13 protein-coding genes are annotated in these 12,759 nt (G+C 59.9%); 3 read left to right on the forward strand and 10 right to left on the reverse strand.

The features are described from left to right. The first annotated feature begins 219 nt into the window (after positions 1 to 219). Positions 220 to 1,410 carry a formate dehydrogenase subunit gamma gene (locus MWU54_RS06805; protein WP_247081642.1) on the forward strand — a complete coding sequence of 397 codons (1,191 nt, stop codon included), beginning with the start codon at positions 220 to 222 and terminating at the stop codon, positions 1,408 to 1,410. Between the two features lies 1 nt (position 1,411). Further along, entirely contained in the window at positions 1,412 to 2,716 is a 1,305-nt protein-coding gene (locus tag MWU54_RS06810) for a c-type cytochrome (protein WP_247081643.1), read from the forward strand. 128 nt (positions 2,717 to 2,844) lie between these two features. Here MWU54_RS06810 and MWU54_RS06815 read toward each other — a convergent pair whose 3' ends face one another. From MWU54_RS06815 to MWU54_RS18725, 6 genes are all read right to left on the reverse strand, one after another. Beyond that, positions 2,845 to 3,648: an aspartate dehydrogenase gene (locus tag MWU54_RS06815; protein ID WP_247081644.1), complete on the reverse strand. Its 804-nt coding sequence runs from the start codon at positions 3,646 to 3,648 to the stop codon at positions 2,845 to 2,847. Then, complete coding sequence (locus tag MWU54_RS06820) at positions 3,645 to 4,850, reverse strand: pyridoxal phosphate-dependent aminotransferase (protein ID WP_247081645.1); 1,206 nt, start codon at positions 4,848 to 4,850, stop codon at positions 3,645 to 3,647. Before MWU54_RS06820 ends, MWU54_RS06815 begins: the two co-directional genes overlap by 4 nt. A 115-nt stretch (positions 4,851 to 4,965) precedes the next feature. Beyond that, complete coding sequence (locus MWU54_RS06825) at positions 4,966 to 5,160, reverse strand: DUF2783 domain-containing protein (protein WP_247081646.1); 195 nt, start codon at positions 5,158 to 5,160, stop codon at positions 4,966 to 4,968. Beyond that, positions 5,160 to 6,779, reverse strand: coding sequence for an FAD-dependent oxidoreductase (locus MWU54_RS06830; protein WP_247081647.1), 1,620 nt, complete (start codon positions 6,777 to 6,779; stop codon positions 5,160 to 5,162). The genes MWU54_RS06825 and MWU54_RS06830 overlap by 1 nt, the downstream gene beginning before the upstream one ends. Before the next feature lie 6 nt (positions 6,780 to 6,785). Continuing rightward, on the reverse strand, positions 6,786 to 7,736 hold the full coding sequence (locus tag MWU54_RS06835) for an MBL fold metallo-hydrolase (RefSeq protein WP_247081648.1): 951 nt from the start codon (positions 7,734 to 7,736) through the stop codon (positions 6,786 to 6,788). Positions 7,737 to 7,847: 111 nt separating this feature from the next. Next, the gene (locus MWU54_RS18725; protein WP_281495999.1) at positions 7,848 to 7,982 is read right to left on the reverse strand and encodes a hypothetical protein; all 135 of its coding nucleotides are present in this window, start codon (positions 7,980 to 7,982) and stop codon (positions 7,848 to 7,850) included. 112 nt (positions 7,983 to 8,094) lie between these two features. Between MWU54_RS18725 and MWU54_RS06840 the strand changes: the two genes are divergently transcribed. Then, positions 8,095 to 8,508 carry a MarR family transcriptional regulator gene (locus MWU54_RS06840; RefSeq protein ID WP_247081649.1) on the forward strand — a complete coding sequence of 138 codons (414 nt, stop codon included), beginning with the start codon at positions 8,095 to 8,097 and terminating at the stop codon, positions 8,506 to 8,508. An 18-nt stretch (positions 8,509 to 8,526) separates the two neighbouring features. Here the strand turns inward: MWU54_RS06840 and MWU54_RS06845 are convergent, their stop codons facing one another. The 4 genes from MWU54_RS06845 to MWU54_RS06860 form a co-directional block, all read right to left on the reverse strand. After that, on the reverse strand, positions 8,527 to 9,834 hold the full coding sequence (locus MWU54_RS06845) for a TRAP transporter large permease subunit (RefSeq protein WP_247081650.1): 1,308 nt from the start codon (positions 9,832 to 9,834) through the stop codon (positions 8,527 to 8,529). 4 nt (positions 9,835 to 9,838) lie between these two features. Next, the gene (locus tag MWU54_RS06850) at positions 9,839 to 10,360 is read right to left on the reverse strand and encodes a TRAP transporter small permease subunit (protein ID WP_247081651.1); all 522 of its coding nucleotides are present in this window, start codon (positions 10,358 to 10,360) and stop codon (positions 9,839 to 9,841) included. Between the two features lie 66 nt (positions 10,361 to 10,426). Then, positions 10,427 to 11,413, reverse strand: coding sequence for a TRAP transporter substrate-binding protein (locus tag MWU54_RS06855; protein ID WP_247081652.1), 987 nt, complete (start codon positions 11,411 to 11,413; stop codon positions 10,427 to 10,429). Between the two features lie 44 nt (positions 11,414 to 11,457). Beyond that, entirely contained in the window at positions 11,458 to 12,741 is a 1,284-nt protein-coding gene (locus MWU54_RS06860; protein ID WP_348647616.1) for an FAD-binding oxidoreductase, read from the reverse strand. Positions 12,742 to 12,759: the final 18 nt, after the last annotated feature.

A 12,759-nucleotide genomic window follows, 5' to 3' on the forward strand; every position in this document is an offset into this window, starting at 1 on the left:
GAAAAATGAAGGTGTGATGCAGGATATCGTTCTAAAGTCGCAAGCACGGCCCCTAGGAGCCGCACCAAGACCAAGGTAGGATGTCCGAACGCGGTTGGAGCGGACGCGCAGATCACTGATCCGTTCGGGCACACCTTCAAATGGAAAGGGCAGACTTTCATGCGAAACGTTCGACTGACGATTTGGCGAAGCGCGCTGAGTGCTTTTTTGTGTGCCGTCATGCTGACAGCGCTTGGGCCTAACCCCGCATCGGCGCAGGAGCAAGACGCAGTTGAAGCCCCGCCAGTGGCCGATCGCTCTGCCACTGGCGGGGCCACAACGCTTGAAGACATCATGCGCCGCCAACAGGGGCTTGCGGTCGACAATACCCATCGGGCCCAGAACATCGGCGATCCGGCTGCCGCTGCGGGTATCAGCGATCAGCTTGGCACATTGGGCGGCGCGTCTGATCCGGATCTGTGGCGCGGCATGCGGTTCAACGCGGCGGATATCACAACGCAGGTGCGCGGTCCTGCAGCGGACGTGCTGATCCAGGACCGGGGCATGTGGTGGCTTCAGTTCCGCGAAGGTCCGTTGCTGACCTATGGCGGTTACCTGTTGCTGGGCACGCTTGGCGCGCTGCTGTTGTTCTTTGTCCTGCGCGGGCGCGTGATGATTGACGGTGAAAAGACCGGACGACGCATCGAACGGTTCAAGAATTTCGAACGCTTCGGTCATTGGCTTCTGGCCGGGTCGTTCATCCTGCTTGGGCTGACCGGGCTTGTTTCGCTGATGGGCCGCAAGTTCCTGATCCCGGCGTTTGGACACGAACCCTATGCCTTGATCGCGGGCTATTCGAAATGGATTCACAACAACGTTTCGTGGGCCTTTATCATCGCACTGGTCATGATCCTGTTTATGTGGATCGTGCACAACTTCCCGGATCGCAGCGACATTCGTTGGCTGGCCAAGGGAGGTGGATTGTTTGGCGGTGAACATCCCCCGGCCAAGAAATTCAATGCCGGTCAGAAGCTGATTTTCTGGTCGACCATCGTGCTTGGTGGATCGATTGCCGTGTCTGGTGTGTCGCTGCTGTTCCCGTTTGAACTGCCGCTGTTCGCCAAAACCTTTGCACTGCTTAACGTTACCGGATTGCCGGAATTGATGGGCTTTGGCGTGCTGCCCGAGGTGCTGACCCCGCATGAAGAGATGCAATATGCCCAGCTCTGGCACGCCATCGTCAGCTTTGTTCTGATGGCGATCATCATGGCGCATATCTATATCGGGTCTGTTGGCATGGAAGGCGCTTTTGACGCGATGGGCACCGGGATGGTGGAAGAGCAATGGGCCAAGGAACACCACAGCCTGTGGGTCGAAGAGGTCAAGAAACGCGAAGGTGAAGCCCCGAAAAGTGCCACACCCGCTGAATAAGATGCGCAGAATCGCAGCCATCTGTGCAGTGGCTCTGGCCGCCGCACCGGTGGGTGCGGACGAGTTCTTCACGCTTAAGGGGCACGGCGGTCCGGTCATGGGGATCGCTGTGTCCGACAGCGACCAGATCGCAACCGTCAGTTTCGACAACGCGGTCGGGCTTTGGTCCAACGGATCCCCGCTCTGGCTTGACGGGCACGAAGCCGCCGTGAATGCGGTTGTGTTTGGCCCGGATGGCGCGATTTATTCGGCGGGCGATGATTTCGTCATTCGAACGTGGTCACCGGACGGTGAGGCGGTGGCCACACTGACCGGGCACAAAGGCAAAATCGTTTCGCTGGCGCTTTCCCCTGATGGTGCATGGCTTGCTTCGGCAAGCTGGGACGGGACAGTTGGGCTTTGGCCCACTCAGGGCGGCGCGCCGACGATGCTGGCAGGGCATAGCGGTCCGGTCAACGACATCGCATTCACGCAAGATGGACAGCAGCTTTATTCGGCCTCTTCGGACGGGACAATCCGGGCGTGGGACGTATCACAGGCGCAGGAAACCCAGCGCTTGGTTGAACACGGGTTCGGCGTGAACGAGATCGAATTGAATGAAACGGCGGGCTGGCTTGCCTATGGGGCGGTTGATGGCGGCACCCGCGCGGTTGATCTGGCCACTGGCGATATCCTGGCCGATCTGACGCTAGAGCGCCGGCCCATCCTCGCCATGACCCAAGATCCTGCCGGGCGGCAGTTGGCTGTTGGGGATGGTGAAGGCTACATCATGGTTGTCGACACAACAGACTGGCGCATTGACCGCGATTTCCGCGCGACAGAGCGCGGCCCGGTCTGGGCGCTCGCCTTTTCGCGCGATGGCGCGAACATTCATGCCGGTGGGCTTGATCCCCGGATGTATTCCTGGCCGGTTGCCGCCATGGCTCAAATGGATCCGATGGCGACGGGCAATCCCGGATTTCTCAAAGATGCGGCCACCATGCCCAATGGCGAGCGGCAATTCATGCGCAAATGCTCGATCTGCCACACGTTGACACCGGGCAGCGCGCGGCGGGCCGGGCCAAGCCTGTTCAACCTGTTCGGACGTCAGGCAGGAACCGTGTCGGACTACAGCTATTCTCGCGCCCTGACCGGTTCGACCATTGTCTGGGACGAAACGACCATTGATGCCCTTTTCGATATCGGCCCGGAAGACTACATTCCCGGAACCAAGATGCCGATGCAGCGGATCACGGGCGCGCAGGACCGCGCCGACCTTGTGAGCTTTCTGCGTCGGGAAACCGCGCCAGAGGAGGGCACGAAGTGAAAGCCATGTTGCTAGGGTTCGCCGCCATCGCTGTAATTGCTGTGAGCGGAGACATCATTCTGGACCAGATGGGATGGAGCGCCGAAGAACAGGGGTCCTCCTCCAGCAATGTCCGTCTTGACTGACCTTCAGGTGCCGACCTGCAAAACAGCGCTGTACTGACGTAGCAGGGCAATCACGCTCAGCGCGGTGATTTTGCCGGTCGCCGGGTTTTCCATGCTGGGGCGGTTCTGGATCGACATCGTAAAGTCGGAACTGTCCGAGATCACCCGCACGGTGTGCAGGTTGCGCTCCAACGATGGGTCCGCCCAGACTTCCATGCGGGTTCTGTCCGGACCGATGCCGGCAAGGCTGACGGCGGCGGCCACGTTGACGTTTGCGGGAAAGACCTTGGCAATATCGCTGACCGCGCCTTCGATGATTTGATAGGGTTCGGTCAATCCATCCAGCTTCAGGTTCTGATCTTTCACATAGGGCGCGTTGATCAATCCGGCGACCGGCTTGCGCGTTTCGATCACGACGGACTGAATGTCACCAACCGCCACCGCCTTGATTGCATCAAGACCCAACATCGCACCGGACGGGATCACGATCCGTGCGCCGGTTTGCGCGGCTTCATCCAGCAAGGCCTGCTGTCCCAAAAGCTGGCTGGCGGACAGGACAATTAGTGTCTTCCCGGCCTGAACAACCGGGCGTGCCAGATCGAGGAACAGCTGTGGCGGCAGGCATTCGACGATCACATCGCATTGCTGCGCGATCTCTTGTAGGGAATGGTTCGGGACCGGCTGCGTCAGGCGCGCATTGGCATCCGCAGCCCGCTCTGCGTTGCGCACCGCGATCCCGGCCAGCGTACACCCCGGAATGCCGCCGCGGTCCAATTCCTGCGCAACGCGCGTGCCGATGGCCCCCATTCCGGCGATACCGATTTTCATGCGCGGTACCTTTCGACCATTTCGACAATCCGGTGCGCCGCCGCCACCGATGCCGCGTGATCCTGCGAGAAATTCAACCGAATGCTCGACGCGGTGTGTGGCGCGAATTCGGACCCCGGTGTCACGGTCACCCCCGCTTGAACGCGCAACAACCGCACGAAATCTTCCGGTGAGACGACAAGTTCGGGCAATTGCGGGAAGAGGTAACTTCCTGCCTGCGGTGCCGCAGTCGGGAACCCAGCGGCGCGGAACACGGCCAGCAGGTCGTCGCGGATGGCTTCGTGCTGCGCGATGCGGTCGCGCAACCACCCGTCAGGTTCCCGAAACCACGTCCGAAGCGCCGCCTGCGAATACCCGGCTGCCCGCAGCGATACGATGGCCTGCAACTTCTCCATCCGGTCGATCAGAGACGCGGTGCCAAAGGCGACACCCAAGCGGAAGCCACTGAGGGATTCAGTCTTCGACGGCCCCATGATCGTGACAAGGTTTTCCGGTCGTTCGGCGCAGGCCCGCAGATGGGTGTAGGTCTCCCCGCTGTAGCGCAGGCGGGAATAGAGCTGATCCACGATCACGGTGACATTATGCGCCTTGGCCAAAGCCGCGATCTGCGTGATCGCGTCTTCGGAATAAACCTGACCGGTCGGATTGTTCGGTGTCGAAAACACCAGAACCTCGGCACCGGCCGCAAACGCGGCTTCAAGGGCCGTCAGGTCCGGCCCGGCCGCGTCGAGGTAATGCAGCGTGACGGGCAATATGGTGCCCCCGAAAAAGGTGACCAGCTTGCGGTTGGCAAAGTAGTCCGGCTCCATAACCACAACTTTCGTTCCCTGTTCGACCACCGCCCCCAAGGCAAGGAACAGCGCGCCCTGCGTGCCGGGTGTGATGATCAGCTCATCAACCGGGTCCACCGGCGCGCCGGTGAAGGTGGCCAGACTTGCCGCGACGTCATCACGGATCGAGGCCGCGCCGCGGTATTCGGTATAGGCCTGCGCCCCACCGGTTTCGAACCCCTCTTCCCACGCCGCGCGCGCACCGGGTGTGGGTTCAAAGGCATCAACATCGCCATGGGAAAAATCAACCGGCGTGCCGGACAGAGGATCGCCGCGCATGACCGATGCCAGGCTGTCGGCATTCTGGCGCACCTCCTGCCCCGGGGCATTGTCCGCGCCAAGTTCGGCAAATTTCGCATCAAGCTTGCTCATGATCCACGTCCCCTTTGTGCTGGCACGTTTCTACGCCGCGACAGCACGCTGCGCCAGACATGGCCAGCATCAAAGGGAAATCGGACGCCCTGTCGGGGCAAACAATGCAACTGGCTTACGACGTGCCTCGGGCTGCGCGCAATGCGTCTTCCAGAATGGCATTGTCCCCAATGTGGTTGGCGAGGATCAGGATAAGACGCGCGTTCAACGCATGCATGTCGGATTCGTCCAACCCATCATGCGCCGCCAGCAGCGCCGCATAAAAGTCGTCGGCATTGTCGAAATTCGGGTCGAGGTTCAAACCAGACATCACGTGTCCTTTGCCAGTGCGCGACGATACGCGGCTTCGATTGCACCCGGATCAAACGACGGCCAGCGGGCGGCGACATGTTGGTCCGGTCGGATCAGGTAAACGGCAGACGGGTTCGCCCCCAGATATCGCTCGGCCAAAGCCCCGTCCGGCTGTGCGGTGACCGAGACAACGGGGACAGACATCCCGTCCACCACCACCGTGTCCGGGGCCGTGGCATTGATCACCAACAGCGCAAACTTGCCGGTCAGGTGCTGCAACAGGAACCCGCCATCTACCGGCGCATCGCAACACGGGCTTCCCGGTTGCGTTCGGGACGGACCGTTGGGCAACGCATCTTCGCCGTTCAGGGCGGACTGATCATATGTGCAGGGCAGCGACAAACGACCCGAATTGACCATCGGACGCGCAAATGCATGGTCCTTGACCAGATCCAGCACCGCATCACGGAACAGCGCATGTGCCGGATTGCGCGGCGTCAGGAAATCGGCCGACCGGCTGGAGTTCTTGATGTTCTCAAGCGCGCCATGTTTGCGTTCGGTATGATACGTATCGAGCAACGCATCGGTCGCCTGCCCGTCCAACACCGCTGCCAGTTTCCAGCCTAGGTTATCGACATCCTGAATTCCGCCATTGGCACCGCGCGCGCCAAACGGGCTGACCTGATGCGCGGCGTCGCCTGCAAAGAAAACACGCCCATGGCGGTAGTCTTTCATCGTGCAGCAGCGAAATGTGTAGATCGAGGTCCAGACCAGTTCGAAATCAATGTCTTCGCCAATCATCGCCCGCACACGGGTTTTGATCTTGTCGGGATCAAGTTCCGCCTTGCGGTCGATGTCCCAGCCTAGCTGGAAATCCAGCCGCCAGACATCATCCGGCTGTTTGTGCATCAAGGCCGTTTCGCCCCGGTTGAAGGGAGGATCAAACCAGAACCGGCGTTCGACGGGAAATTCGGCTTCCATCTTGATGTCAGCGATCAGGAAGTTGTCCTCGAACACGCGGCCTTCGAAATCGAGCCCCATCATGCCCCGGATCGGGGAATTCGCACCATCGCAGGCAACAAGGTATTCGGCTTCGATCTGATACGGGCCGTCTGGCGTATCGACGTCCAGAACAACATGGTCGTCATGCCGTTCAAGCGCGGTTACGCAGTTCTGCCCGCGAATGTCGATCGGCGCGCCCTTGGCCTGTTGGCGGCGGATTTCCTCGACAATGAACTGTTCGAAATAGGGCTGTTGCAGGTTGATGAAGGCGGGTTGCTTGTGGCCGTCCTCGGGCAGCAGGTTGAAGGAATAGACCTCGTCCTCGTCCCGGAAGACGCGACCAAGATTCCACACCACACCCTTGTCGACCATCGGATCGGCGCAGCCCAGCCTGTCGCAGATTTCCAGCGTTCGCTTGGCAAAGCAGATGGCCCGGCTGCCCATGCCAACACCGTCATGGTCATCCAGAACAACGCAGGAAATCCCGCGCTGCCCGAGATCAAGCGCCAGCGCCATGCCAATCGGTCCCCCGCCGACGATGACAACCGGATGACGCACCGGGACCGAAGCGTCCTGTTCGGCGACCTTTTCGTACGGATAAAGCCGGAAGGCCGTTTGGTATCTGACAGCAACCATCGTTTCTTACCCCTGCAACTGTTCCCACATTTCAAGATCGCGCTTGTCGGTCCAGATGCGGGGGTGCCAGATGCCGCGCGCTTCGTCATAGGCGCGGGACACGTTGAACGGTAGGCAGTGTTCGTAGATCGCAAAATCCTTAAACTTCGGATCGCAGACCTCGCGCACCGCATCCCAGGCGTCTTTGAGCGACCCGCCCTTTACGGCGACCTTGGCCGCGGGCTGGTACGTGCTGTTGACGAAATCGCGGGTGCTTTCAATCGCGCGTTCAACCGCATCCTTGCCGACCAGTGCTGCGCCACGACCCGGAGCGATGGCGTCCACATCATACGCCTTGATCGCGTCGAGCGTGGTGCCCCAATCGCCAAAATACCCGTCACCGCAATAACAGGCGGAATGGTCTTCCACGATATCGCCGGTGAACATCACGTTTTGGTCCGGCACATGGATCACCGCATCACCCGCAGTATGCGCACGACCGATCTGTTTGATGTCAACGCGCCGATTGCCCAGATACACCGTCATGCTGTCCGAGAAGGTCGTGGTCGGCCATGTCAGACCGGGGATGCTTTCGTGGCCTTCGAACAGGCGCGGGAAGCGTTGGAATTCGCTGTCCCAATCCTCCTGACCGCGCTCTGCCACCATCGCGCGGGCAGTGTCAGACATGATGATCTGGCTGGCCCCAAAGGCCGACGCACCCAGAACCCGCACCGCGTGATAATGCGTCAGAACCACGTGCGAAATCGGCTTGTCGGTCACTTCGCGCACTTTTTCGATCACCTTGTTGGCAAGGCGTGGCGTGGCCTGCGCTTCGACAATCATCACGCTGTCATCGCCGATGATGACACCAGAATTGGGGTCGCCTTCGGCGGTAAAGGCCCAGAGCCCGTCGCCGATTTCGTCAAAGGTGATGGTCTTTTCGGTCATGTCCCCTTGGGACGCGAAGGCCTTGCTCATGTCAGTTCGTCTTTCTTTGAATTGGTCCCGAGGATCGTTCATTGCCCGGATCGAGTTTCGCATACAGCGTGCCCTCGGGAAAGAACCCACGGGTCTTGCATCCTGCGGGGCTTAAATGGTTCTCATCCGTTCAGAATTCAGGGTTTTCTGCCGCCAGTCCCGGTTGGTGGCAATGTACCCGGTTGCCCCAGACCGTGCCGGGCTGACTGCGCGGATCAACGCGCCTGATTGCGTGATTTTGTTCATTGCATCTCTCCCCCGAGGTCGCGTAGGCGCTGGGTATTAGTTGTGTTTGTAACTATCAATGGTTTATTTTGGAGACATGAAAGAAAAATCACCCTTCGAACTTGAAGACTTCATGCCGTATCTGTTGAATCAGGCGGCCGAAAAAACCAGCCTGGAGTTCCAGAAATATTACCGTCTCAAATACGGCATGCTGCGCACCGAATGGCGCGTGCTGTTTCATCTGGGGCGCTATGGCGCGCTGACCGCCAAAGCAATTTGCGACCGCGCCGGGCTTCACAAAACCAAGGTCAGTCGTGCGGTGGCCGCGCTGGAAACCCGGCGGTTCATCCAGCGCAATCGGATGGAACAGGATCGACGTCAGGAAGTGCTGACACTAACCCGCGCGGGGGAAAACGCGTTTGACGATCTTGTCGCCGAGGCTGCGCGTTACAACACACGCCTGATGCAGAATTTCAGCGCTGAAGATGCCGAAACTGTGCGTCGGATCCTGTTGCAGATCACCGCGATGGAGACTGTGCAGCCGTAGTGCGAAGGTCCCACTCCGCTATCCCGATTGTCGGATATTGTCCGGAAGCCACGTGGCAATTTCGGGGAACCAGATCAGCACAAACACCATCAGGACCATGATCAGGAACATCGGCAAGGCGGCCTTGGTGATGTAGCCCATTTCGTGATGGGTCATGCCTTGCAACACAAACAGGTTGAACCCGATGGGCGGCGTGATCTGCGCCATCTCGACCACGACAACGACGAAGATACCAAACCAGATCAGGTCGATCCCGGCGTCGCGGACCATCGGTTCGACCACCGCCATGGTCAGCACGACCGAGGAAATGCCATCAAGAAACATGCCAAGCACAATGTAGAACACCAGTAGCGCCATCAGCAGTTCGAACCGTGACAGCTCCCACGCCGCGATCCCGTCCGCCAAAGCGCGCGGCAAGCCGGTGAAGCCCATCGACAGCTTGAGGAAGGCGGCCCCTGCCAAGATCAACGCAATCATCGCCGATGTGCGCACCGCCCCCATCAAAGAGGTGCGGAAACTGTCCCAGGACAGGCTGCCCTGAGACGCCGCCAACAGCAGCGCCCCGATGACACCGATGGCGGACGCCTCGGTTGCCGTGGCATAGCCCAGATACATGGATCCGATCACAACGAAGATCAGGCAGAAGACCGGGATCAGGAATCGCGAATTGCGCACCTTGTCGGCAAAGCTCATCCCGCGTTCCATGTCCGGGTTCCAATCCTTTGACGTGACGGATGTGATCGCCACATAGGCCATGAACATTCCCGCAAGGATCAGGCCCGGGAACACCCCTGCAAAGAACAGCTTGGTGATGCTTTCGTTGACGGTGACGCCATAGACGATCAGCGCAAGCGATGGAGGGATCATCAGGCCCAGCGTAGCCGCCCCCGCCAGGGTGCCAATCACCATCTTCTCGGGGTATTTGCGCGCGCGCAGTTCCGGGATCGACATCTTGCCAACGGTGGTCAGCGTGGCCGCCGAAGACCCGGACACAGCCGCGAACACCGTACAGGCCACGATATTGGTGTGCACCAGCCCACCGGGCAGACGGGCCAGCCATGGCGACAGGCCTTTGAACATGTCTTCGGACAGCCGCGTGCGGTACAGGATCTCTCCCATCCAGATGAACATCGGCAGCGCGGTCAGCGTCCAGCTTGAGGACGACGCCCAGATCGTCGTGATCATCGCGTCGCCCACGGGACGGGTGGTGAACAATTCCATCCCGACCCACGCAACCCCCATCAGCGCAAGGCCGACCCAGACCCCCGTGCCAAGCAGGAGAAACAGAACGAACAGGAAGATGATGATGGCATAGAGTTCTGTCACCGGATCACTCCCCGTGGCTTTCGACGGTATCGCGCACGATGCGGTGCTCCCCGCGCAGGAACAGGTGCACAAGGTTGTCGAGGAGTGCGATCGTCAGCAACGCCCCGCCGGCCACCATCACGGATTGCGGAATCCAGAGCGGGGCTGCGTCCTGCCCCTGGCTCACATCGTTAAATTTCCAGGACCAATAGACAAAATAATAAGCGTAATAGGTGAAATACGCCGCAATCGCGGCCGCAAGCCCGAAACACCAGACCTCAAGCACCCATTTCGCCCGTTTGGGAACCGCATTGAGCAGGATCGACACACGAATATGCGCGCCCCGCCCCAGCGCATTGGCAAACGCAAAGAACGACGCCGCAGCCATCGCGTATCCGGCATAATTGGGCGCTCCGGGAAAGACCTCGCCGGTCCAGCGGGCCAACATCTGCAGCACGATCAGCGACAGGATGGAAATGAGGCACAGCGCTGCCAGAACCCCGCTCAGCGCGTAAAGAAAGTCGAGTGTCTTGCGCAGGGCGCTCATGGGATTCGCCTTTTGTATAGACATGCAAAAAGGGCAGCCCACCCGAGTGGACCGCCCCGCTTGACCTTACTCCGCGTTATACGCGTCGAGGATGGCCTGACCGGCATCCCCCGCGGCTTCAAGCCATTCGGCGCTCATCGTCTCGCCAACAGCCTTAAGCTCGTCCATCAACTGATCCGATGCGCGGCCAACGCTCATACCGCCAGCGGCCAGCCCGGCCATGGTAAAGCCTGTGTATTCCTTGGCCCGCCATGTGCCCGCATATTCCGCCATCCGCGCGCAGGCGTTGATGACGTTCTTGTTGGCGTCCGACACGCCTGCCCATGTGTCCGAATTGACCATGATATAGTTGCGCGGCAGCCAGGCATCGACTTCGTAGAAATAGTTCAGGCTTTCCCAGACCTTGCGGTCATATCCGGTGGCCCCTGACGAAATCATCGAATCCGCGACACCGGTGGCAAAGGCCTGACTGATCTCGGCGGCCTCGATCGTGACCGGCAACATGCCCGTCAGTTCAGCCATGCGCGACGTGGCGTTGTTATAGGCGCGGAATTTGAGCCCTTCCATATCGGCGACCGAGTTAACCTCGTCCCGGAAGTACAGCCCCTGCGGCGGCCACGGTACGGAATAAAGCAGCGTCAGGTTCTGTTCGGCCAGCACCTCTTCCACTGCAGGTTTTGCCGCTTCATACAGCTTGTCATGCTCGTCAAAGGACGACACGAGGAAAGGGACGGAATCCCACCCGAAAATCGCGCTTTCATTCTGGTGACCAGACAGCAGACGCTCACCAATCGGGACTTGCCCCGTCTGAATGGCGCGCTTGATATCGGCACCCGCAAACAGGGACCCGCCGGGATGGGTCGTGATCTCGATCTCGCCGCCAGTGCCGGTGGTCACGCATTGAGCAAATTCTGCACCGGTGACCGAATGGAAATTGGACCCGGAATACGCCATCGGCATATCCCACTTTTCCGCAGCAACCGCAGGCAGGGCGGTCAGCGCGACGGCCCCGGCAATGACGCCGGTGGCGACCGTGTTTTTCAATGATGTCATGAGTGTCTCCCTTAGATGTTGGACTTTTTTGGTTTTTTTGTGGCTCAAGCGAAACGCGTTGGGGCATATGGAGTCAAGTCAAGGTTTGGCCTTTGTCCCGAAATAAGCTGCGCCAGTATGCGTCCCGTCTTGGGTCCTCCGGTCAGGCCGATGTGATGATGACCGAACCCGGCATAGACGCCCGTGTTTCTGATTTGCCCGATTAGTGGCAAACTGTCGGACGGCGCAGGACGGTGGCCCTGCCATTCGATTTCATCGTCCCATGTCAGGTTTGGAAATGCTGCTTTGGTCTGTCTGCGCAACAGGTCGAACGGCGCTTTGGACGGCGCGGCGTCCAGCCCCCCGAACTCTACGATCCCGGCACAGCGTAGCCCTTCGGCCATCGGTGTCGCGACAAACTTGCCCGACGCGATCATCACCGGATGAGACGGCCCGCCCTGCGCATTTTTGAAGACGATGTGATAGCCACGCTCTGTTTCAAGCGGCACGTCGATACCCAGCTTTTTCATCAGCGGTTTCGACCATGCCCCGGTGGCCAACACCAGTTCCGTGCACGCAAACCGCCCCTGATCCGTATCAACAGCGCTGACCGCGCCGTCGGTCAGCACGACATCCTTGACGTCAGCGACGACAGTTGTGCCGCCCAGCGCCTCGAACTCCGCGCCAAGGGCGGCGACGTAACCGCCAGGATCCGTGATGTACCCATGATTGCCCATCGTGGCAAAGAACCCCACCTCCGGTCCGAAATTCGGCTCAAACGCCCGGGCCTCGTCCCCTTCGCGCAAGGTGGGTTCAAACCCGTGCCGCACGCGAATGGCCCAGCTATAGGCATCTGCATCGAACGCGGCACGTGACGCGTATGCATAGCTGTACAGGCTTTCGACCACCCATGATGTGGCGCGTGTGTTCTTTGAAAGGCTTAGATGCTGGTCCACGGCATCGGTCACAATCGGGGCCACCCCATCCGCAATGCGCTGCATGTCTGCATCATTGGCATTTCCGAGGTATTTCAACAGCCACGGTGTCAGCTTAGGCAAGTACCCCCATTTCAGGAACAGCGGATAGTCCAGGTTCAGCAACATTCCCGGTGCCTTGGTCAGCAATCCCGGTCCGGTCACCGGCACCATCGCGCAGGCTGCAAGCACACCGCCATTGCCATGCGACGTGCCCTTGCCCCATCCCAGACGATCAATCACCGTAACAGCGATCCCCTGTCGGCGCAGCCAGATGCCGGTGCTGACACCCACGATCCCACCACCGATCACAACCACATGTTGCGGCAATGCCTGCCTCCTGAAACCTGTTGTCCTGTTGACGCAGGGCGTCATCGCACCCACGCACGGCGG

This window comes from Marivita sp. S6314 (genome assembly GCF_023015985.1).
Classification (GTDB): domain Bacteria; phylum Pseudomonadota; class Alphaproteobacteria; order Rhodobacterales; family Rhodobacteraceae; genus Marivita.